This window comes from Streptomyces decoyicus, assembly GCF_019880305.1.
Lineage (GTDB): Bacteria > Actinomycetota > Actinomycetes > Streptomycetales > Streptomycetaceae > Streptomyces > Streptomyces decoyicus.
Window position 1 is genome coordinate 2,057,596 of sequence record NZ_CP082301.1, and the last position, 21,294, is coordinate 2,078,889.

General features: G+C 71.1%; 19 protein-coding genes. 5 read left to right on the top strand and 14 right to left on the bottom strand.

All coding sequences use genetic code 11. The features are described from left to right. From zwf to pgl, 3 genes are read left to right on the top strand one after another with little or no spacing between them, the layout of a single operon-like run. Entirely contained in the window at positions 1-1,533 is a 1,533-nt protein-coding gene (gene zwf, locus K7C20_RS09090; protein WP_053210604.1) for a glucose-6-phosphate dehydrogenase, read from the top strand. Further along, the gene (opcA, locus tag K7C20_RS09095; protein WP_053210605.1) at positions 1,530-2,570 is read left to right on the top strand and encodes a glucose-6-phosphate dehydrogenase assembly protein OpcA; all 1,041 of its coding nucleotides are present in this window, start codon (positions 1,530-1,532) and stop codon (positions 2,568-2,570) included. Before zwf ends, opcA begins: the two co-directional genes overlap by 4 nt. Then, on the top strand, positions 2,567-3,349 hold the full coding sequence (gene pgl, locus K7C20_RS09100) for a 6-phosphogluconolactonase (RefSeq protein WP_053210606.1): 783 nt from the start codon (positions 2,567-2,569) through the stop codon (positions 3,347-3,349). Before opcA ends, pgl begins: the two co-directional genes overlap by 4 nt. A 90-nt stretch (positions 3,350-3,439) precedes the next feature. On the opposite strand, the gene pgi is transcribed toward pgl, so the two are convergent. The 10 genes from pgi to uvrC form a co-directional block, all read right to left on the bottom strand. Further along, a complete protein-coding gene (pgi, locus tag K7C20_RS09105; protein ID WP_030086294.1) occupies positions 3,440-5,092 on the bottom strand; it encodes a glucose-6-phosphate isomerase in 1,653 nt (550 codons plus the stop codon). A 207-nt stretch (positions 5,093-5,299) separates the two neighbouring features. Further along, a complete protein-coding gene (locus tag K7C20_RS09110) occupies positions 5,300-5,635 on the bottom strand; it encodes an RNA polymerase-binding protein RbpA (protein ID WP_016578660.1) in 336 nt (111 codons plus the stop codon). A 155-nt stretch (positions 5,636-5,790) separates the two neighbouring features. Beyond that, entirely contained in the window at positions 5,791-6,027 is a 237-nt protein-coding gene (gene secG / locus K7C20_RS09115; protein ID WP_030086299.1) for a preprotein translocase subunit SecG, read from the bottom strand. Between the two features lie 141 nt (positions 6,028-6,168). After that, on the bottom strand, positions 6,169-6,924 hold the full coding sequence (tpiA, locus tag K7C20_RS09120; RefSeq protein ID WP_030086301.1) for a triose-phosphate isomerase: 756 nt from the start codon (positions 6,922-6,924) through the stop codon (positions 6,169-6,171). Between the two features lie 38 nt (positions 6,925-6,962). Beyond that, the gene (locus K7C20_RS09125; RefSeq protein ID WP_030086303.1) at positions 6,963-8,165 is read right to left on the bottom strand and encodes a phosphoglycerate kinase; all 1,203 of its coding nucleotides are present in this window, start codon (positions 8,163-8,165) and stop codon (positions 6,963-6,965) included. A gap of 115 nt (positions 8,166-8,280) precedes the next feature. Then, positions 8,281-9,285: a type I glyceraldehyde-3-phosphate dehydrogenase gene (gene gap, locus K7C20_RS09130; RefSeq protein WP_030086305.1), complete on the bottom strand. Its 1,005-nt coding sequence runs from the start codon at positions 9,283-9,285 to the stop codon at positions 8,281-8,283. 257 nt (positions 9,286-9,542) lie between these two features. Next, entirely contained in the window at positions 9,543-10,532 is a 990-nt protein-coding gene (gene whiA, locus K7C20_RS09135; protein ID WP_018091880.1) for a DNA-binding protein WhiA, read from the bottom strand. Further along, positions 10,523-11,584 carry a gluconeogenesis factor YvcK family protein gene (locus K7C20_RS09140; protein ID WP_030086309.1) on the bottom strand — a complete coding sequence of 354 codons (1,062 nt, stop codon included), beginning with the start codon at positions 11,582-11,584 and terminating at the stop codon, positions 10,523-10,525. Before K7C20_RS09140 ends, whiA begins: the two co-directional genes overlap by 10 nt. Further along, positions 11,581-12,525, bottom strand: coding sequence for an RNase adapter RapZ (rapZ, locus tag K7C20_RS09145; protein WP_078953672.1), 945 nt, complete (start codon positions 12,523-12,525; stop codon positions 11,581-11,583). Before rapZ ends, K7C20_RS09140 begins: the two co-directional genes overlap by 4 nt. Next, on the bottom strand, positions 12,522-14,612 hold the full coding sequence (uvrC, locus tag K7C20_RS09150; protein ID WP_030086313.1) for an excinuclease ABC subunit UvrC: 2,091 nt from the start codon (positions 14,610-14,612) through the stop codon (positions 12,522-12,524). Before uvrC ends, rapZ begins: the two co-directional genes overlap by 4 nt. 654 nt (positions 14,613-15,266) lie before the next feature. Here uvrC and K7C20_RS09155 point away from each other — a divergent pair. Next, entirely contained in the window at positions 15,267-16,553 is a 1,287-nt protein-coding gene (locus K7C20_RS09155) for an aminotransferase class V-fold PLP-dependent enzyme (protein ID WP_209444050.1), read from the top strand. Positions 16,554-16,712: 159 nt separating this feature from the next. Here K7C20_RS09155 and K7C20_RS09160 read toward each other — a convergent pair whose 3' ends face one another. Both K7C20_RS09160 and K7C20_RS09165 read right to left on the bottom strand, forming a co-directional pair. Then, entirely contained in the window at positions 16,713-17,585 is an 873-nt protein-coding gene (locus K7C20_RS09160) for a hypothetical protein (protein ID WP_053208674.1), read from the bottom strand. Positions 17,586-17,589: 4 nt separating this feature from the next. Next, a complete protein-coding gene (locus K7C20_RS09165; protein ID WP_030077493.1) occupies positions 17,590-18,237 on the bottom strand; it encodes a papain-like cysteine protease family protein in 648 nt (215 codons plus the stop codon). 241 nt (positions 18,238-18,478) lie between these two features. Between K7C20_RS09165 and K7C20_RS09170 the strand changes: the two genes are divergently transcribed. After that, positions 18,479-19,414 carry a hypothetical protein gene (locus K7C20_RS09170; RefSeq protein ID WP_053208673.1) on the top strand — a complete coding sequence of 312 codons (936 nt, stop codon included), beginning with the start codon at positions 18,479-18,481 and terminating at the stop codon, positions 19,412-19,414. A 29-nt stretch (positions 19,415-19,443) separates the two neighbouring features. Here K7C20_RS09170 and K7C20_RS09175 read toward each other — a convergent pair whose 3' ends face one another. Beyond that, the gene (locus tag K7C20_RS09175; protein ID WP_030077489.1) at positions 19,444-19,857 is read right to left on the bottom strand and encodes a Rieske (2Fe-2S) protein; all 414 of its coding nucleotides are present in this window, start codon (positions 19,855-19,857) and stop codon (positions 19,444-19,446) included. Positions 19,858-19,879: 22 nt separating this feature from the next. Beyond that, positions 19,880-21,292 (bottom strand): sugar porter family MFS transporter, encoded by a 1,413-nt coding sequence (locus K7C20_RS09180; protein WP_030077487.1) that lies wholly within the window; start codon positions 21,290-21,292, stop codon positions 19,880-19,882. Between the last annotated feature and the right edge of the window lie 2 nt (positions 21,293-21,294).

The following is a 21,294-nucleotide window of genomic DNA, read 5'->3' on the forward strand; positions in this document are numbered from 1 at the left end:
TTGTCTGATGCACACGGAGCCAACCCGCTTCGTGACGCCCTGGACCGACGGCTCCCGCGTATCGCGGGGCCGTCGGGCCTGGTGATCTTTGGCGTCACGGGCGATTTGTCCCGTAAAAAGCTGATGCCTGCCGTCTACGACCTGGCCAACCGCGGTCTGCTTCCGCCGGGTTTCTCACTCGTCGGGTTCGCCCGCCGGGAGTGGGAGCACGAGGACTTCGCGCAGGAGGTGTACACGGCTGTCAAGGAACACTCGCGTACGCCGTTCCGCGAGGAGGTCTGGCAGCAGCTCGTCCAGGGCTGCCGCTTCGTCCAGGGCAACTTCGACGACGACGAGGCCTTCGAGACGCTCAAGGAGACGATAAACGAGCTCGACAAGGCCCAGGGCACCAACGGCAACTTCGCCTTCTACCTGTCCGTACCGCCGAAGTTCTTCCCCCAGGTCGTCCAGCAGCTGAAGAAGCACGGGCTGGCCGACCAGAAGGAGGGCTCCTGGCGGCGCGCGGTCATCGAGAAGCCGTTCGGGCACAACCTGGAGAGCGCCAAGGAGCTCAACCGGATCGTCCACGAGGTCTTCCCGCCCCACGAGGTCTTCCGGATCGACCACTACCTGGGCAAGGAGACGGTCCAGAACATCCTGGCGCTGCGCTTCGCCAACACGATGTTCGAGCCGCTGTGGAACCGCAGCTATGTCGACCATGTCCAGATCACGATGGCCGAGGACATCGGCATCGGCGGCCGGGCCGGCTACTACGACGGCATCGGCGCCGCCCGTGACGTCATCCAGAACCACCTCCTCCAGCTGCTCGCGCTGACCACGATGGAGGAGCCCTCCTCCTTCGAGGCGGATTCGCTGGTCGCGGAGAAGACCAAGGTGCTGGGCGCGGTCCGGCTGCCCAAGGACCTCGGCAGGGAGACGGTCCGCGCGCAGTACACGGAGGGCTGGCAGGGCGGCGAGAAGGCCGTCGGCTACCTCCAGGAAGACGGCATCGACCCCAAGTCGAAGACCGACACCTACGCCGCGATCAAGCTGTCGATCGACAACCGCCGCTGGGCGGGCGTCCCGTTCTACCTGCGCACCGGCAAGCGCCTCGGCCGCCGCGTCACCGAGATCGCGGTGATCTTCCAGCGTGCCCCGCACTCCCCCTTCGACCGCACCGCCACCGAGGAACTGGGGCAGAACGCCCTGGTCATCCGGGTGCAGCCGGACGAGGGCGTGACCGTCAGGTTCGGCTCCAAGGTGCCGGGCACCTCCATGGAGGTGCGGGACGTGTCGATGGACTTCGCCTACGGCGAGTCCTTCACGGAGTCCAGCCCCGAGGCCTACGAGCGGCTGATCCTCGATGTGCTGCTCGGCGACGCCAACCTCTTCCCGCGCGTGGAGGAGGTGGAGCAGTCCTGGCGGATCCTCGACCCGATCGAGGAGTACTGGGACAAGCACGGCAGGCCCGCGCAGTACCCGGCGGGCACGTGGGGCCCCACCGAGGCGGACGAAATGCTCGCACGAGACGGACGGAGCTGGCGTCGGCCATGAAGATCGATTTGACGGAAACCACGTCCAGCAAGATCAACAAGGCACTGGTCCAGGGCCGCCGCGCCATCGGCACCCCTGCCATCGGCATGGTGCTCACCCTCGTCATCGTCACCGACGAGGAGAACGCCTACGACGCGCTGCGGGCGGCCAACGACGCGTCCCGTGAGCACCCCTCGCGCACGCTCGTCGTCATCAAGCGGGTCAGCCGGTCGCCGCGCGACCGCGCCAAGGCCCGCCTCGACGCCGAGGTGCGGCTCGGCACGGAAGCCGGCACCGGCGAGACGGTCATACTCCGGCTGTACGGGGACGTGATCGACCACGCCCAGTCGGTGGTGCTGCCGCTGCTGCTGCCGGACGCCCCGGTCGTGGTCTGGTGGGCGGTGAACGCCCCGCTGGACCCGGCCAAGGATCCGCTGGGCGCGCTGGCCCAGCGCCGGGTCACCGATGCCTACGCCGCCGAGCAGCCCATCCAGGAGCTGTCCGCGCGCGCCGACACCTACACGCCGGGCGACACGGACCTGTCCTGGGCCCGCATCACGCCCTGGCGCTCGATGCTGGCGGCGGCGCTCGACCAGGCCCCGTGCACGGTCACCTCGGCCGAGGTGACCGGCGAGGAGTTCAACCCCAGCTGCGAGCTGCTGGCCATGTGGCTGGCCGACAGGCTGAAGATCCCGGTCACCCGCAAGGTCTCCGACGGCCCCGGTCTGACGGCCGCGCGGATGGAGTCCGGCAACGGCGCGATCGTGCTGGACCGTCCGGACGGTTCGCTGGCCACGCTCTCGATGCCGGCCCAGCCGGACCGTGCGGTGGCGCTCAAGCGGCGGGACACCGCCGAGCTGCTCGCCGAGGAGCTGCGCCGGCTCGACCCGGACGAGATCTACGCCCAGTCGTTGAAGTACGGCGTGGAGCGGATCGGTGACGGCAAGAGCGGGAACCCGGGCTCCGGGAACCCGGGCTCCGGCGAGCCGGCGGCCGGCGAGAGCGCCGCGGAGAAGCCTGCGGCGAAGAAGCCCGCAAAGAAGGCGGCCGGCAAGTGAGCGCTCCGCAGGTGGTCGTCCACCGCGACAAGGAGCTGATGGCCAAGGCCGCGGCGGCCCGGCTGATCACGAAGGTCGTGGACGCCCAGGCCGCCCGCGGCTTCGCCTCCGTGGTCCTGACGGGCGGGCGCAACGGCAACGGGCTGCTCGCGGCCCTCGCCGAGGCACCCGCCCGGGACGCGGTGGACTGGTCGCGGCTCGACCTGTGGTGGGGCGACGAGCGGTTCCTGCCGGAGAGCGATCCGGAGCGCAACTACACCCAGGCCAGGGAGGTGCTGCTGGACAGCGTCCCGCTGGACCCGGCCCGGGTGCACCCCATGCCCCCGTCGGACGGCCCGTACGGCAATGACGCCGATGCCGCCGCCGAGGCGTACGCGGCCGAACTCGCCGCCGCCGCGGGACCCGAGGACCACGGCCCGGTGCCGTCGTTCGACGTGCTGCTGGTGGGCGTCGGCCCGGACACCCATGTCGCCTCGCTCTTCCCCGAGCTGCCTGCCGTCTACGAGCAGGAGCGGACGGTGGTCGGGGTGCACGGCGCACCGAAGCCGCCGCCCACCCGCACCTCGCTGACCCTGCCCGCGATCCGCGCGGCACGGGAGGTGTGGCTGCTGGCGGCCGGCGAGGACAAGGCCAACGCCGCGGCCATGGCCCTCTCCGGCGCCGGAGAGGTCCAGGCCCCGGCGGCCGGCGCACGGGGCCGCAGCCGGACCCTGTGGCTGCTGGACGAGGCGGCGGCGGCCCAGCTGCCGCGCGGCCTCTACCCGCCGGCGTCGGCCTGACCGCCGCACCGAGCCAAGCCGAAGGCCCCGCACCCTCAAGGGTGCGGGGCCTTCGGCGTCACCGCGGTCGTCCTGCGGCGATCCGGGGGATCAACGCCCGCGCAGCTCCCGGTACGTGGCGACCAGGCCGGACGTGGAGGCGTCGAGGCCCGGCACCTCGGCGCCCTCCGTCAGGGCCGGTTCGACGCGCTTGGCGAGGACCTTGCCCAGCTCCACGCCCCACTGGTCGAAGGAGTCGATGTTCCACACCGCGCCCTGGACGAACACCTTGTGCTCGTACAGCGCGACCAACTGGCCCAGCACGGACGGGCTGAGCTCCTTGGCCAGGATGGTGGTGTTGGGGCGGTTGCCCGGGAACGTCTTGTGCGGCACCAGTTCCTCGGCCACACCCTCGGCGCGCACCTCATCGGGCGTCTTGCCGAACGCCAGCGCCTGGCCCTGTGCGAACAGATTGGCCATCAGCAGGTCGTGCTGGGCCACCAGGCCCGGCTGCAGATCGGCGACCGGCCGGGCGAAGCCGATGAAGTCCGCCGGGATCATCTTCGTGCCCTGGTGGAGCAACTGGTAGTACGCATGCTGGCCGTTCGTGCCGGGAGTGCCCCAGACGACGGGGCCGGTCTGCCAGTTGACCCGGTTGCCCTCGCGGTCCACCGACTTGCCGTTGGACTCCATGTCCAGCTGCTGGAGGTAGGCGGTGAACTTGGAGAAGTAGTGGCTGTAGGGCAGCACGGCATGCGACTGGGCGTCCCAGAAGTTGCCGTACCAGATGCCGAGCAGTCCCAGCAGCAGCGGGGCGTTCTCCTGCGGCGGGGCGCTGCGGAAGTGCTCGTCGACGAGGTGGAAGCCGGCCAGCATCTCGCGGAAGCGCTCCGGGCCGATCGCCACCATCAGCGACAGGCCGATGGCGGAGTCATAGGAGTAACGGCCGCCGACCCAGTCCCAGAACTCGAACATGTTGTCCGTGTCGATGCCGAACTCCGCCACCTTCCCGGCGTTGGTCGACACCGCCACGAAGTGCTTGGCGACAGCTTCGGTCCCGGCGCCCAGACCGGTCAGCAGCCAGTCGCGGGCCGAGGTGGCATTGGTGAGCGTCTCGATGGTGGTGAAGGTCTTCGAGGCGACGATGAACAGCGTCTCGGCCGGGTCCAGATCGCGTACCGCCTCGTGCAGATCGGCACCGTCCACATTGGAGACGAAGCGGAACTGCATGTCCCGGTGGGTGTAGGCGCGCAACGCCTCGTAGGCCATCGCCGGACCCAGGTCCGAGCCGCCGATACCGATGTTGACGACGGTCTTGATGCGCTTGCCGGTGTGGCCCTTCCAGTCGCCGGAGCGGATCCGGTCGCAGAAGGTGCCCATCCTCGTCAGGACGTGGTGCACGCCGGGGACGACGTTCTCGCCGTCGCTCTTGATGACCTCGGAGGCGGGGGCGCGCAGCGCGACGTGCAGCACGGAGCGCTGCTCGGTGACGTTGATCTTCTCCCCGCGGAACATCGCGTCCCGCAGCTCCGCCACCCCGGTCGCCGCGGCCAGGTCGCGCAGCAACTCCAGCGTCTCGTCGGTGACCAGGTGCTTGGAGTAGTCCAGGTGCAGATCACCGACCTGGAGGGTGTAGCGCTCGGCGCGCGCCGGGTCCCGCTCGAAGAGCTCGCGCAGATGCACCTGCGCCAGCTGCTCCCGGTGCTTGCTCAGCGCGGTCCACTCAGGCATCTGATCGAGCCTGCTGCGGCCTTCTGCGTTCATCTCGGACATCAGCCTTCTTCATCTCGTACCGGCCCCGCCATCTCCCAACCTAATTGATCAGCGCGCGGTACGAGGTATCTGGCCGCTGACGGACGGGACGCTGTCGGGGGCCTGAAGAACAGGTATCGGCGGCGCACCTACGCGGCCGGCCCGGCCGGAGGGCAGTGTGTCCCTCCGGCCGGGCCGGCCGGTGTGTGTGCTGGTCCGTCAGATCTCGCCGCGGAGCTTGGCGAGCGCCTCCGCGAGGATCGCCTCACCGTCGGCGTCGCTGCGGCGCTCCCGGACGTAGGCGAGGTGGGTCTTGTACGGCTCGGTGCGCGGCGGGTCCGGCGGGCTGTCCCGGTCCTTGCCTGCCGGGAAACCACAGCGCGGGCAGTCCCAGGTGTCGGGAACCTGCGCATCGCCGGCGAAGCTGGGCTGCGTCTCGTGCCCGTTGGAGCACCAGAAGGAGATGCGGATGCGCGGCGCGGACTCGCCGCGCTCGGCCTCCCCCATCGGCCCCGCCCCGACCCGACTTCCTCGGATCGCGTTGCCACTTGCCACGGTCGTAACTCCCTGCGTAATGGTGCTGCACAGCCTCTCGCAGCAGCTGCGCTGCGGAACGCCCCAGTCTACGTAAGGCCCAACGCGCGTCCAGTGGCTGGAGTTACCCGTCCGAGGACGCCACCCTGATGATAAGCCGCCCCTCCGACGCTGTGTCAGCTGCCGAGCTTCATCAGGATGCCGAGCACGACAATGCAGGCGAACCACAACAGGCCGATCACGATGGTGATGCGGTCGAGGTTGCGCTCGGCGACCGAGGAGCCACCGACCGAGGACTGCATACCGCCGCCGAACATGTCGGACAGGCCGCCGCCCTTCCCCTTGTGCATGAGCACCAGCATCATCAGCAGCAGGCTGAAGACGATGAGGGCGATCGAGAACCCGATGACCACGGCTGGACCAACTCTCTAGGACTGACGGACGGACGTATGGATCACGATATCCGCAACAAACGCTGCGGGGCCGGGGGCGGCGCTGCTGCACCGGTCCCGGCCCCGACAGGGTACGACGAGGGCTCCCCCTCGTCATAGCTGCTACTGGTCGCGGAAGCGGACGATCTTCACAAACTCTTCCGAGTCGAGGGCCGCGCCACCGATCAGCGCGCCGTCGACGTCGGGCTGGGCCATGATCGCGGCGACATTGCCGGACTTGACCGAGCCGCCGTACTGGATGCGGACCTTGTCGGCCAGCTCCTGGCTGTAGAGCTCGGCGAGGCGGCCGCGGATGGCACCGCAGACCTCCTGCGCGTCCTCGGGGGTGGCGACCTCGCCGGTGCCGATGGCCCACACCGGCTCGTAGGCGATCACGATGGTCTCGGCCTGCTCGGCCGGCACGTCCGCCAGACCGCCGTCGACCTGGGCGAGGGTGTGCGCGACCTGCTTGCCGGCCTTGCGGACGTCCAGGCCCTCGCCGACGCACAGGATCGGGGTGAGGCCGTGCTTGAACGCGGCCTTGACCTTGGCGTTGCAGATCTCTTCGTTCTCGCCGTGGTACTGGCGGCGCTCGCTGTGGCCGACGGCCACGTACGCGCACTTGAGCTTGGCGAGCATCGCGCCGGAGATCTCACCGGTGTAGGCACCGGAGTCGTGCGCGGAGATGTCCTGGGCGCCGTACTTGATCTTGAGCTTGTCGCCGTCGACCAGCGTCTGCACCGACCGCAGGTCGGTGAAGGGCGGCAGGACCGCGACCTCTACGGCGTCGAAGTCCTTGTCGGCAAGGGCGAAGGCGAGCTTCTGGACGTGCGCGATGGCCTCGAGGTGGTTGAGGTTCATCTTCCAGTTGCCCGCCATCAGCGGGGTACGGCCGTTGTTCAGAGCGGTCACGTTGTTCAGTCCTCCAGTGCGGCGAGGCCGGGGAGCGTCTTGCCCTCGAGGTATTCGAGGCTGGCGCCGCCGCCGGTCGAGATGTGGCCGAATGCATTCTCGTCGAAGCCCAGCAGACGCACGGCGGCGGCCGAGTCACCGCCGCCGACGACGGTGAAGGCGGGCGAGTCCAGCAGCGCCTGGGCGACGGCCTTGGTGCCGCCGGCGTAGTCGGGGTGCTCGAAGACACCCATCGGGCCGTTCCAGAAGACGGTGCCCGCGTCGGCGACCTTCGCGGCGTAGAGCTCGCGGGTCTTCGGGCCGATGTCCAGGCCCTCCTTGTCGGCCGGGATGGCATCCGCGGCGACGGTCCCGGGGTTCGCCGGGGCCTTGGTCTTCAGGTCCGGGAACTCGGCGGAGACCAGTACGTCGACGGGGAGCACGAACTCCACGCCGCGCTTCTCGGCCCGTGCCAGGTACTCCTGGCAGGCCGGGACCTGGTCCTCCTGGAGCAGCGAGATACCGACCTCGTGGCCCTTGGCCTTGAGGAAGGTGTACGCCATACCGCCGCCGACCAGGATGCGGTCGGCCTTCTCCAGCAGCTGGTCGATGACGGCCAGCTTGTCGGAGACCTTGGCACCGCCGAGCGCGACGACGTACGGGCGCTTGACGTCCTCGGTGAGCTTCTTCAGGACCCGGACCTCGGTGGCGATCAGATCACCGGCGGCGTGCGGAAGGCGCGCGGGCAGGTCGTACACGGAGGCGTGCTTGCGGTGCACGGCACCGAAGCCGTCGCCCACGTAGAGGTCCGCGAGGGCGGCGAGCTGGTCGGCGAAGGCACCGCGCTCGGCGTCGTCCTTGCTGGTCTCGCCCGGGTTGAAGCGAAGGTTCTCCAGCACGGCCACCTGGCCGTCGGCCAGGCCCGCGGTCACCGAGCGGGCGGACTCGCCGACCGTGTCGGTCGCGAACGCCACGGCCTGGCCGAGGATTTCACCCAGCCGCTCGGCCGCGGGGGCCAGCGAGAAGGCCGGGTCCGGGGCGCCCTTGGGGCGGCCCAGGTGGGAGGCGACGATCACCTTGGCGCCGCGCTCGACGAGCTTGGCGATCGTCGGGGCGACGGCGCGGATCCGGCCGTCGTCGGTGATGGTGGTGCCGTCCAGCGGCACGTTCAGGTCGGCGCGGACGAAGACCCGCTTACCGGCTACCTGGAGGTCGTCGATCGTCTTCATGAGGAGTGACTCCATCACATGGGTCGGTCGGTCGCGGAACGGGGCCCGTACGACGCCTCATCGCGTCGCACGAGCCCCGTCCCCACATCTCGGTGTCTCCGGTGTCAACCAGAGATCAGAGCTGGCCGCCGACGAAGGTGGTCAGGTCCACCAGGCGGTTGGAGTAGCCCCACTCGTTGTCGTACCAGCCGACGACCTTGACCTGCTTGCCCTGCGACATGGTCAGCTGGGAGTCGAAGGTGCAGGAGGCCGGGAAGTTCACGATGTCCGAGGAGACGATCGGGTCCTCGGTGTACTCGAGGATGCCCTTGAGCTGACCCTCGGCGGCCTTCTGGAAGGCGGTGTTGATCTCGTCCTTGGTGACCTCGCGGTCGAGCTCCAGGACCAGGTCGGTGACCGAGCCGGTGGGGACGGGCACGCGCATCGCGATGCCGTCCAGCTTGCCCTTGAGCTGCGGGAGGACCAGGGCGGTGGCCTTGGCGGCACCCGTCGAGGTCGGGATGATGTTCTCCGCGGCGGCGCGGGCGCGGCGCAGGTCGCTGTGCGGGAAGTCCAGGATGCGCTGGTCGTTGGTGTACGCGTGGACCGTGGTCATCATGCCCTTGACGATGCCGAAGTTCTCGTCGAGAACCTTCGCCATCGGCGCCACACAGTTGGTGGTGCAGGAGGCGTTGGAGATGATGTGGTGCTTGGCCGCGTCGTACTTGTCGTTGTTGACGCCCATCACGATCGTGATGTCCTCGTCCTTGGCGGGCGCGGAGATCAGGACCTTCTTGGCGCCGGCCGCGAGGTGCTTCTCGGCGTCGGCCTTCTTGGTGAAGATGCCGGTCGACTCGATGACGATGTCGGCGCCGAGCTCGGCCCAGGGGAGCTTCGCCGGGTCGCGCTCGGCCATCGTCTTGAAGGTCTGGTTGCCGACCGTGATGGTGTCGTCGGTGTGGCTGACGTCCTGCTTGAGGCGACCCAGAATGGTGTCGTACTTCAGCAGGTGGACCAGGGTGGCGTTGTCGGTCAGGTCGTTGACACCGACGATCTCGATGTCCGCACCCTGCTCCAGGAGCGCGCGGAAGTAGTTACGACCAATGCGGCCGAATCCGTTGATGCCTACGCGGATCGTCACGAACCGATCTCCTCGTTGGTACGCCGGCGCAGTTACCGGCGAGCTGTATGGGATGTCCCCGACCGCCTCCGACCCTACCCCCTGTAAGAGACGTACGTGACATTGACATCGGCGTCCAAAGGTGCTCAAGTGAGCGCCCTTCAGCCCCTCTGACGCCCGTCCGTACGCGCCCCCGCCACCACGTTCTGGAAGAGCGGCGCCCCCGGTGCCCAGTGCGGGCGCCGGGGGCGCAAATACGGCGAAGGACCGGCTCCCGTTCAGCCGACCATGCCCTCGGCGAGTTCCTCGGTGAGGTTGGACTCGGTGCCGGGGATGCCGAGGTCCTGGGCGCGCTTGTCGGCCATCGCCAGCAGCCGGCGGATCCGGCCGGCGACGGCGTCCTTGGTCAGCGGCGGGTCGGCGAGGGCGCCCAGCTCCTCCAGGGACGCCTGCTTGTGCTCCATGCGCAGACGGCCGGCCGCCGCGAGGTGCTCGGGGACCTCCTCGCCCAGGATCTCCAGGGCCCGCTGGACCCGGGCGCCCGCGGCGACCGCGGCCCGTGCCGAGCGGCGGAGGTTGGCGTCGTCGAAGTTGGCGAGGCGGTTGGCGGTGGCGCGGACCTCGCGGCGCATCCGCCGCTCCTCCCACGCCAGCACCGACTCATGGGCGCCGAGCCGCGTCAGCAGCGCGCCGATCGCGTCACCGTCCCGGACGACGACACGGTCCACGCCGCGCACCTCACGGGCCTTCGCGCCGATGCCGAGCCGGCGTGCCGCGCCGACCAGCGCGAGCGCCGCCTCGGGCCCGGGGCAGGTGACCTCCAGCGACGAGGAGCGGCCGGGTTCGGTCAGTGAGCCATGGGCCAGGAAGGCCCCGCGCCAGGCCGCCTCGGCGTCGCAGGTCGCGCCGGAGACCACCTGCGGGGGCAGGCCGCGGATGGGGCGGCCGCGGCCGTCCACCAGGCCGGTCTGGCGCGCCAGCTGGTCGCCGCCGGCCACGACCCGTACGACGTAGCGGCTGCCGCGCCGCAGGCCGCCGGGGGCCATCACCACCAGGTCGGAGCTGTGCCCGAAGATCTCCAGGATGTCCTTGCGCAGCCGCCGGGCCGCGATGCCCGTGTCCAGCTCCGCCTCGATCACGATGCGCCCGCTGACCAGATGCAGACCCCCCGCGAACCGCAGGATCGACGAGACCTCCGACTTCCGGCAGCAGGTCCGGGTGACGGGGAGCCGGGAGATTTCATCCTTCACCGCTGCCGTCATCGCCATGGGCCGATCCTTCCATGCATCCGAAAAATACGGTCGTACGCGGCTGCCAGCAGCTCCGGGTCGTGCCGGTCGGGGGCTTGCCCGGTGCTGGACCGGGTGTCGTCTCCTTGTGCGGCGACCGCCGCCAGCTCGACCTCGCTGCCGACCAGCTGCTTGGCGGCAACCGTCAGGCCTTCGATGTCGGGCACGGCGGCCTTGTCGGCCAGCACCACGTCGAAGGCGAGTTTAGGGGCGTGTCGGGCCAAAACCTCCAAATGACGCTGCGGGGAGAAGCCATCGGTTTCGCCCGGTTGGGGCGCAAGGTTGAGCGAAAGGACTTTTCGGGCCTTGGTCTCCTCCAGCGCCTCGCGCAGCTCCGGCACCAGAAGATGCGGGATCACGGAGGAGAACCAGGAGCCCGGGCCGAGCACCACCCAGTCGGCGTCGCGCACCGCGGCGACCGCCTCGGGGACGGCCGGCGGCTCCTCCGGCACCACATGGACGGACTGCACCTCGCCGCGGGTGAGCGCGACGGTGGCCTGGCCGCGGACCGTGGTGATCGCGTCCGGCCGGTCCGGTTCATGGCCCTTGACCTGGGCCTGGAGTTCCAGGGGCACCGCCGACATGGGCAGCACCCGGCCGTGCGCGCCGAGCAGCTTGCCGACCAGGTCGAGTGCCTGGACGTGGTCGCCGAGCTGCTCCCACAGCGCGACGATCAGCAGATTGCCGACCGCGTGGTCGTGCAGCTCGCCCTCGCTCTGGAAGCGGTGCTGGATCACCCGGGACCAGGTCTGGCCCCAGTCGTCGTCGCCGCACAGCGCGGCCAGCGCCTTGCGCAGATCGCCGGGCGGCAGGACGCTCAGCTCGTCGCGGAGGCGGCCGCTGGAGCCGCCGTCGTCGGCGACCGTGACCACGGCGGTCAGGTCACCGGTGATGCGGCGCAGTGCGGTCAGTGAGGCGGACAGGCCCATGCCCCCGCCCAGGGCCACCACCTTGGGGGTGGCCCCCTTCGTCATACGGCCGCTGGGGACGAGTCGCCGGACCCGGCGCAGCCGTGGTGCGCGCGCGCTCACTCGCGCCCCATGTCCCGGTGGACGACGACGGTTTCCACTCCTTCGGCGACCAGGCGCCGGGCCAGCTTCTCGGACATCGCGACGCTGCGGTGCTTGCCGCCCGTACAGCCCACGGCGATGGTCACATAGCGCTTGCCCTCACGGCGGTAGCCCTCGGCGACGATCCGCAGCAGCTCGGCATAGCCGTCCAGGAACTCCTTGGAGCCGGGCTGGCTGAAGACGTAACTGGAGACCTCGTCGTTGAGACCCGTGAAGGGGCGCAGCTCGGGGACCCAGTGCGGGTTGGGGATGAAGCGGCAGTCGATGACCATGTCGGCGTCGACCGGCAGGCCGTACTTGAAGCCGAAGGACATGACCGTGGCGCGCAGCTCGGGTACCTCTTCGCCGGCGAACTGGGCGTCCATCTTGGCGCGCAGTTCGTGGACGTTGAGGCTGGAGGTGTCGATGACCAGGTCGGCGTCGCCGCGCAGCTCGCGCAGCAGATCGCGTTCGGCGGCGATGCCGTCGACGATCCGGCCGTCGCCCTGGAGGGGGTGCGGGCGGCGCACGGACTCGAAGCGGCGCACCAGGGCCTCGTCGGAGGACTCCAGGAAGACGATGCGGCGCTTGACGTTCTGCGCGTCCAGGGTGGCCAGCGATTCCTTGAGGTTGGCGAAGAAACGGCGGCCGCGGACGTCGACGACGACCGCGATCCGGGCGACATTGCCCTGCGAGCGGGCGCCCAGCTCGACCATCGGCGCGATCAGCTCGGGCGGGATGTTGTCGACGACGAACCAGCCGAGGTCCTCCAGGCACTTCGCGGCGGTGCTGCGGCCCGCGCCGGACATCCCGGAGATGATCACCAACTCGGGGATCGCGGCGCTCTCGCCGTTGTCGGTCGTGCCCGTACTCACCTGTGCACCGTCTCTCTCGGTTTCCTGCGCTTCATGCGGTGTACTCATCGTTCCTGCCCCCGTTCTGCCGACAACGCGGCCGGTGGGACCCCGTCATCCTCAATGATCTCTCCTGTGGCGGTGTTCACCGCGGGGGCGGACGGTGCCGCCCCGGCCAGGGCCGCGGCGACCGTCTCCGCGGTCTTGCGGCCGACGCCCGGGACCTCGCAGATTTCGTCGACCGTCGCGGCCCGCAGCTTCTTCAACGAGCCGAAGTGCTTGAGCAGTGCCTGGCGGCGGGTGGCGCCCAGCCCGGCGACGGCGTCGAGCGGCGAGGACTTCAGCCGCTTGGTGCGCTTGCTGCGCTGGTAGGCGATGGCGAAGCGGTGCGCCTCGTCGCGGACGCGCTGGAGGAGGTAGAGGCCCTCGCTGCTGCGCGGCAGCACGACCGGGTCGTCCTCCTCCGGGAGCCAGACCTCTTCGAGGCGCTTGGCCAGGCCGCAGACGGCGACATCGTCGATACCGAGCTCGTCCAGGGCCCGGCGGGCGGCCGCGACCTGCGGTGCGCCGCCGTCGACGACCACGAGCTGGGGCGGGTAGGCGAAGCGCTTGGGGCGGCCGTCCTCGTCGGTCGGGCGGCCGGCCATCGGGTCCGGCTCCAGGTCGTCCGTGCCCGCGGGGACGGTGGCGGCCGTGGTGCCGTTGTCGTCCACGCGGGCGTCGTCGGCCGGCTCCTCCGTCCACTCGCCGGACTTCTGCTTCTCCTGGAGATAGCGCTTGAAGCGGCGGCCGATGACCTCGTGCATGGACCGGACATCGTCCTGGCCCTGGAAGCTCTTGATCTGGAAGCGGCGGTATTCGCTCTTCCGGGCGAGACCGTCCTCGAACACCACCATCGAGGCGACGACGTCATCGCCCTGGAGGTGGGAGATGTCGAAGCACTCGATGCGCAACGGCACCGCGTCCAGGCCGAGGGCCCCGGCGATCTCCTCCAGGGCGCGGGAGCGGGTGGTCAGGTCGGAGGCGCGCTTGGTCTTGTGCAGGCCCAGCGCCTGCTGGGCGTTGCGGCCGACCGTGGCCATCAGGTCCTTCTTGTCGCCGCGCTGCGGGATGCGCAGCGAGACCTGGGAGCCGCGGCGCTGGGAGAGCCACTGGGCGATCGGCTCGACGGGCTCGGGCAGCGCCGGGACCAGGACCTCCTTGGGGACGGCGTCGCCCCGCTCCTCGCCGTACAGCTGCTGGAGGGCGTGCTCGACGAGACCGCTGGTCGTGACCGCCTCGACCTTGTCCGTCACCCAGCCGCGCTGGCCGCGCACCCGGCCGCCGCGGACGTGGAAGATCTGGACGGCGGCTTCGAGTTCGTCCTCGGCGACCGCGATCAGATCGGCGTCGGTGGCGTCGGCCAGCACCACCGCGCTCTTCTCCATGGCCCGCTTGAGCGCCCCTATGTCGTCCCGCAGCCGGGCGGCGCGTTCGTACTCCATCTCCTCGGCGGCCTCCTGCATCCCGCGCTCCAGACGGCGGATGTAGGCGCCGGTGCGGCCGGCCATGAAGTCGCAGAATTCCTCGGCGAGTTCGTGGTGCTCCTCGGGGGAGATCCGCCCGACACAGGGCGCCGAGCACTTGCCGATGTAGCCGAGCAGACAGGGGCGGCCGATCTGGGCGGAGCGCTTGAAGACACCGGCGGAGCACGTCCGTACCGGGAAGACGCGCAGCATCAGGTCGACGGTCTCGCGGATGGCCCAGGCGTGGCCGTACGGACCGAAGTAGCGCACGCCCTTCTTCTTGGCGCCGCGCATGACCTGGACGCGGGGGAACTCCTCGTTGAGGGTCACCGCGAGGTACGGATAGCTCTTGTCGTCGCGGTACTTGACGTTGAAGCGCGGGTCGAACTCCTTGATCCAGCTGTATTCGAGCTGGAGCGCCTCGACCTCGGTGGAGACGACGGTCCACTCCACGGAGGCGGCGGTGGTGACCATCGTGCGCGTCCGCGGATGGAGGCCGGCCAGGTCCTGGAAGTAGTTGGCCAGGCGCTGGCGCAGGCTCTTGGCCTTGCCGACGTAGATGACCCGGCCGTGTTCGTCGCGGAACTTATAGACCCCCGGCGAGTCGGGGATCTGTCCCGGCTTGGGTCGATAGCTGCTGGGGTCTGCCATGCACACCACCCTACTGACCGCGACCGACAATCACCGTGCCCGGACCACCCCCGCCCCGCGGCCCGCGGCGCCGGTCCGCGGGGCCCGGCGGCCAGGACGCGGGAGACGGCGCCCGGGCCGGGGCGCCGGAAGCGGGGTGACGCTCCTCGTGGCCCGGCTCCCCCGGGACGGCCGGCACGCGCTGCGGTCCCCTGCCTACTGACGACTGCGGGCGGCTGTGGCCGGCTGTGCAACGAGGCGCGAGGCAGCAGACCGGCGCAGTCCCGTGGAAGAAATCCCGCAGCAGGAGAGCTTCCGGCCAGGCCCCGCCGGGACGGCACGTCAACGACGTGACAGGCCGTCAATGGGCGGCACGGACCACCGGGATGGGGCGCCCGCCGGCGCGCAGGCGGGGCGCAAATACCGTCAATTCCGATAGTCGATCTTGTGGGCGCCCGCCGGAATGACGCGGAAGTGAGTGCCGTGTGCGGCGCGGCTCGGCAACGCTGTCCGCGTGACTTCAGAACGCGTCCCCGCGCCGGCCGGGAGAGCGCGCGCCCGGTGCGCGGATCACCGGCTGCGGGCCGGGCACCGGTACCACCCTGGGGCCGGCCCCGCCGCGCCGGACCGACGTCCACCGCTCCCCTCCGGGCCGGTGACCTGCCGGGAGCTGCCGTGACGGCCCCGGAGGGCGGGCAGGCCGCCCTGCGCAAGGCCGCCCGACGGGCGCGGCGGCTGGACGCACGGGACCCGCTGGCGCCGTTCCTCGGCCGTTTCGCCCCGGTACCGGACGGCCGGCTGTTCCTCGACAGCAGCTCGCTGGGCCGGCTGCCCGCCGCCACCCCGGAGCTGCTGGACCGGGTGGTGCGCGACGACTGGGGCGGCCGGCTCGCGCAGGGCCGTACGCAGTGGCGGGCCCTGCCGCAGCGGATCGGCGACCGGATGGCGGGGACCGTGCTCGGCGCCCGGCCGGGCGAGGTGGTGGCCGCCGACTGCACCAGCGTCAACCTCTACAAGCTCACGGTCGCCGCACTGGACGCACGCCGCGGGCGACGGACGGTGCTGGTGGACGACGACAACTCCCCCACCGACCGCTATGTCGTGGCCGGGGTCGCCGCCGAGCACGAGCGGGCGCTGCGCACCGTGCACACCCACCCGGAGACCGGGCTCGACATGGAGACGCTGCGGGCGGCGGTGGACGAGGACGTCGCGGTGGTCGTGCTGTCGCTGGTCTCGCACCGCTCCGGGGCGCTGCTCGACATGGCCGAGGTGCACGAGATCGCGCACGCCCAAGGGGCGCTGGTGCTGTGGGACCTCAGCCATGCGGTGGGCGCGGTGGACCTCCAACTGGCCGCCACCGGGGCCGATATGGCGGTCGCCGCGACGTACAAGCATCTGATGGCGGGGCCCGGCTGCCCGGCGCTGCTGTACGTACGGCGGGATCTTCAGCCGTATGCCGTGCAGCCGGTGCACGGCTGGTACGGGCATCGCGAACAGCTCACCGGGTCCTCGCGGTACGACCCCGATCCGACCGTCCGGCGCTTCTTGACCGGCATCCCGCCCGCGCTGTCGCTGGCCGCCGCGGAGCCCGCGCTGGATCTGCTGGCCGAGGCGGGGATGGCCGCGGTACGGGCCAAGAGCCGGGCGCTGACCGGGTTCCTGACGGAGCTGGCCGGGGCCGTGCTGGAGCCGTACGGGCTGCGTCCCGCCGGGCCCGCCGACCCGGAGCGGCGTGGCGCCCACGTCACCTACCGGCATCCGCGGGCCGGGGAGCTGGTGGCGGCGCTCGCCGGGGCGGGCCTGTTCGTGGACCACCTTCCCCCGGACCGGGTGCGCCTCTCCCCCGGGCCGCTGTCGACCCGCTTTGCGGATGTCCTGGAGGCGGTGTGCCGGTTCCGGGAGGTGCTGAGCGCCTCCGACGCGGCGGGTGGGGCCGCCGGCCCCGGCGGGCGGGGGGTGTGAGCCGTCGGGGCCGGGGCACCGGGGCGTCGCGCCTCCCCGACGACTCCCCCCACCCCCGAACCCACCCCCGCCCCCTCCCCCCGAAGGGGGAGGAGGGGGAGGGGGCGGGGGACGGCCTGCCCGCCGCACGGACGGCATCCGACGGGCAGGCGGACCGGGTCAGCCGCCGTGCCGCCTGCGCAGCGCCGCCGAGACGGACAGCCCCAGGGCGAGCAGGGCGGCGGCGCCCGCGAGCGTCGTGGCAGCGGTCACCGGCAGGCTGTCGTCCGCGAGGGCGCCCGCCGCGACGGGGCGCCGGGCAGGGGGTCCCCCGGCGTCGGCCGCCGCCTTCCCGTAGCCGCCGGCCTCGCCCCGCTTGTCGTACGCGGAGCCGGGGAGCTTGTCCCCGTAGGCCTGCGCCACCCGCTTCCGGTAGGCGGCGACGGTGGTGCCGTGCGCACCGACGGCCTTGCGGGCGTCGGCGTCCAGCGGTTCGATCCGGTCACCGTGCTGCACATACCAGGCGTCGGTCTGCGGCTCCTGGAAGACCGTGCCGCCCTTCGCCCGTGCGGCCCCGGCCGCGGTATAGCGGGTCTCGTCGTCGCCGCCGGCGATGTTGACGACCTTCCAGGTGTCACCCCGCCGCGCGGTCCACACCGAGGCCGTGCGGCCGTCACCGGCGACGGCTTTGCTGGCGAGGAACTCAGGGCGGGCGACGGGCGCCCCGTCCCGGCCGCGGACGAAGTCCGGTGACAGGACGTAGACGGGGACCGTGCCGCCCTCGATGTGCACCACGGCCTGCGCGGTGCCGGGTGCCACGGCGCGTGCGCCGCTGCGCTTCCGGTCGGCCGCGAAGAAGCGGGCGAGGGTGTCGAGGGTCGTGGGGCTGGTGGCCGCCGCGTGCGCGGCCGTGACGCTCGCCCGGCCCGGGGTCAGGGGCGTGGGCACCGGTGCGGCCGTTGCGGAGTGCGGGGCGAGGCCGAGGAGAGCGGTGGCGAACGTGCCGGTGGCGACGGCGCGGAGGGCGGTGCGGACGGCGGTGCGCTTCGTCATGTCCTCAGGCTCCTATCCGGTACAGGGAGTGTGTCCAGGCGAAGGAGCTGCCGTTCACGTAGTAGTCGAAATCGCCCCAGTTGTAGCGATTGTTGGTCGCCCATGGATCACCCCAGTAAACCCAATGGCGATCCGTGTCATATCCGTAAATCACATGCATGTGGCCACCGCCGGAGGACCACTGGATGCGGGTCTCGATGGGCCGGTTGGCGTCGATCTCGCTCCGCACGGTGTCGTAGCGGAGCCAACCGCTCACGTAGGAACCGGAGTTGAGGCCCATCCAGGCGAACGCGTTCTGCACATTGCCGAGGGTGGCCTGGTCGTTGGGGCAGGCCGTGCCCTGCTGGCGCTGGAAGGCGGCGTTGCAGAACTGGTTCTGGCTGTAGTTCCTGCCGTACCAGGCCGCGATGGTGTTGCCGGATCCTGCCCAGCACCAGTTGGTCTGCTCCTGGGCCTGCATGGAGACGCCGAGGCGGTTGGCGGTGCGCGGGGCGGCGGCCTGCTCCGCGGTGGTGGCAGCGTGCGCCGGGGGCGCGAGGGGCGCTGCCGAGGCGGCGGTCGTCCCGGTGAGCAGGGTGAGTGCGGCGGCGGTGAGCGCGGCGGCCGACAGCCGTCTGCGGCGGGAACGGCGTGCGTGGGGTGCACGAGTCATGGCGTTCCTCCCGAACTGAGGGGGGTGAGGGGGAGAGGAGCGCATCCGGATGCTGCTGAGGAGCATCAAGTGTTGTCGCAGGAAGGTCAACACGCTTCAATGCGGGATGACATGGGGGTGTGGACGGACAGGCCCCGATGTGAACGGCCGGTGCCCGGCGTACTGCGGTGAACAGGCAGGCAGAGCGTGCAGCGTGCGATCCGGTTGTGAACGTTCACCCGCGCGCCGGAGGAATGAAGCAATGGCACAAAACACCCCCCAGTCGCCGGACTTGGCCCAGCTGCTGCGGACCGGTCCCTTCCATCTCGCACTGCGCTCCGCGCTCACCGAACGGGGCCTCGCCCTCACCCGCGTCCAGCACAAGCTCGCCCAGCGTGGCATCACCATCGGGGTGACCAGCCTGAGCTACTGGCAGCAGGGCGCCCGGCGGCCGCAGCGCCCCGAGTCGCTGCGGGCGGTGCGCGCCCTGGAAGAGGTCCTCGAACTGCCCGCGTACTCACTGCACCGGCTGCTGGTGCCGGAGGGCCGCACCCCCGAGGCCGAGCGGCCGGCCGCCCGCTCGTACCGCTCGCTGATGGCGCCCGCCACCGCGCTGCGGCAGCTGTTCGCCGAGCTGGAGGCCCCCGCGGACGGCGGGCTGCACACCGTGGGCCATCACGAGCGGGTCCGCATCGGGCCCGAGCGCCGGCTCCTCGCCCGCGAATCGCTCCAGGTGGTCCGGGCGCACCGGGACGGTGTGGACCGCTATGTCGCCATCCACCGCGGCGACCCGGGCTGCGATCCGTCCCGGGTGCGGGTGCGGGCCGCGGAGAACTGCCGGCTGGGCCGGGTGCGCGGGCACGCCGAGGCCGGGATGGTGGTCGCCGAGCTGCTCTTCGACGCCCGGCTGCGGGCCGGCGACACCCATGTCTTCGGCTACGCCTTCGAGGACGGCAGCGGCGGTCCGAGCACGGAGTACCTGCGCGGCTTCAGCTTCGCCGGCGGCCAGTACGTCCTCCAGGTGCGCTTCGACGAGGCGGCGCTGCCGGTGCGCTGCTGCCGTTTCGCCCAGACCTCGGCGGGCGCCCCGCGCAGCGGCCGGCAGGAGCTCACCCTCAGCGGGCGGCACCACGCCGTGCACCTCGTCGAGCAGGGCGTACGGCCCGGGATCCTGGGCATCGCCTGGGACTGGGGGTGAGGCCCGGCAGCGCCTGCCGGTCCGGCGTCTCAGCCAGCGATCAGCTTGCCGCCCTCGGCCTTGACCGGGACCTCGGGCAGCGGCTCGGTCGCCGGCCCCTGGAGGACCTTGCCGGTGGTGACGTCGAAGCGGCTGCCGTGGCAGGGGCAGTTGCCCTCTTCCTTCTCGACCTCGGCCAGGATGCAGCCGGCGTGGGTGCACTTGGCGCTGAAGCATTTGAAGGTGCCCTTGGCGGGCTGCGACACCACGAGCCGGTCCTCGCGGTAGAGCTTGGCGCCGCCGACCGGTACCTCGGCGGCGGCCCCGAGTTCGACCGGCTCGGAGGGCACCGCCGAGGCGTTCGCGCCCGAGTCCCCCGGCGAGCAGGCCGCCAGACCGAAGCCGGCGGCGCCGGCGAGCGCGGCCCCCCGCAGCACGGTGCGGCGGGCGGGGGACTGGCTCATGGCTGCTCCGGAGGTGACGGCGTCAGTGGCTGGCGGATCCCGACGATACCGGCACAGATCCTTCCGCTTCCGGCCGGGCCGGACGCCCCCGCAGCAGGTCCTGCTCGATCTCCTCCAGGCTCCGGCCCTTGGTCTCCGGCAGCAGCCGCTGCACGAAGAGGAACGCCAGCAGGGTCGTACCGGCGAAGAACAGGAAGTTGATGCCGGCGCCCCAGGCGTGCAGCAGCGACGGGAAGACCAGCGCGACGATCATGTTGAACAGCCAGTTGAAGAGCACACACAGGCTGACCGCGGCCGCCCTGATCCGCATCGGGAACAGCTCGGGCAGCATCACCCACTGCACCGGCCCCCAGGAGATCGCGAAGGACGCGATGTAGAGCGCGATCCCCAGGAGGGTGAGCACGGACAGCAGCGCGCCGTAGCCGAGCCCGGAGAGGTTGGTGACGGCCAGCAGCACCATCGCCGCGCACATGCCCAGCGCACCGAACAGCAGCAGCGGCTTGCGTCCCTTGCGGTCGATGAGCCGCATCGCCGGAAGCGTCATCAGCATGTTGAGCAGGCCGATCCCGACGTTCGCGAGGATCGCGCCGCCCGAGCCGAAGCCGATGTCGGTGAGCAGGGTCGGCGCGTAGTAGATGATCGTGTTGATGCCGACGAAGTTCTGGAAGAGGACCAGCAGCATCCCCGCGACGAACACCGGACGCAGCCGCGGCGACAGCAGTCGGCGCAGGGTCAGCGGCTCGCTCCGCTCCCGCTCGGTGCGCTCGGCCCGCTCGATCTCCGCCAGCTCCTTCCCCGCCGCCCCGGCGTCGCCACGCAGCCGGGTCAGCACCGTACGGGCCTCGTCGGTGCGGCCCTTGCCCACCAGCCAGCGCGGGCTCTCCGGCTGGGTGATGATGCCCAGCGCCAGGATGGCGGCCGGGACCACGCCGAGGCCGATCATCCAGCGCCAGGCCTCGGCGTCGGCCAGCAGATAGTCGGTGACGTACGCGACGAAGATGCCGACCGTGACCAGCAGTTGCATCAGGGATGTCAGCCCGCCGCGCAGCTGCTTGGGGGCGAGTTCGGTGAGGTAGAGCGGGACGACGACGGAGGCGATGCCGACGCCGATGCCGATCACGAACCGGAAGAGGATCAGCGAGGCGGGGTCGAAGGCGAAGGAGGCACCCAGCGTGCCGAGGATGAAGACCCCGGACGCCGCGAGAATCAGCCGGCGTCGCCCCCAGGAGTCGCTCAGCCGCCCCGAGAGACCCGCGCCGAGCATGGCGCCCACCAGGAGGCCCGAGACGACCAGGCCCTCCAGGAGCGGGGTGAGGGCGATGTCGTTCTTGATGAAGAGCATGGCGCCGGAGATGACCCCGGTGTCATAGCCCCACAGGATGCCGCCCAGGGCCCCGAAGACCCAGATCAGCGCGTTCTTGATGCGTGCGGGCACGG

Coding starts and splice junctions, on each gene's coding strand:
- opcA (WP_053210605.1), top strand. CDS start 1,530: ATGAAGATCGATTTGACGGAAACCACGTCCAGCAAGATCAACAAGGCA.
- pgi (WP_030086294.1), bottom strand. CDS start 5,092: ATGAACGCAGAAGGCCGCAGCAGGCTCGATCAGATGCCTGAGTGGACC.
- tpiA (WP_030086301.1), bottom strand. CDS start 6,924: ATGGCGGGCAACTGGAAGATGAACCTCAACCACCTCGAGGCCATCGCG.
- K7C20_RS09125 (WP_030086303.1), bottom strand. CDS start 8,165: ATGAAGACGATCGACGACCTCCAGGTAGCCGGTAAGCGGGTCTTCGTC.
- whiA (WP_018091880.1), bottom strand. CDS start 10,532: ATGGCGATGACGGCAGCGGTGAAGGATGAAATCTCCCGGCTCCCCGTC.
- rapZ (WP_078953672.1), bottom strand. CDS start 12,525: ATGAGTACACCGCATGAAGCGCAGGAAACCGAGAGAGACGGTGCACAG.
- uvrC (WP_030086313.1), bottom strand. CDS start 14,612: ATGGCAGACCCCAGCAGCTATCGACCCAAGCCGGGACAGATCCCCGAC.
- K7C20_RS09160 (WP_053208674.1), bottom strand. CDS start 17,585: ATGACGAAGCGCACCGCCGTCCGCACCGCCCTCCGCGCCGTCGCCACC.
- K7C20_RS09165 (WP_030077493.1), bottom strand. CDS start 18,237: ATGACTCGTGCACCCCACGCACGCCGTTCCCGCCGCAGACGGCTGTCG.
- K7C20_RS09170 (WP_053208673.1), top strand. CDS start 18,479: ATGGCACAAAACACCCCCCAGTCGCCGGACTTGGCCCAGCTGCTGCGG.
- K7C20_RS09175 (WP_030077489.1), bottom strand. CDS start 19,857: ATGAGCCAGTCCCCCGCCCGCCGCACCGTGCTGCGGGGGGCCGCGCTC.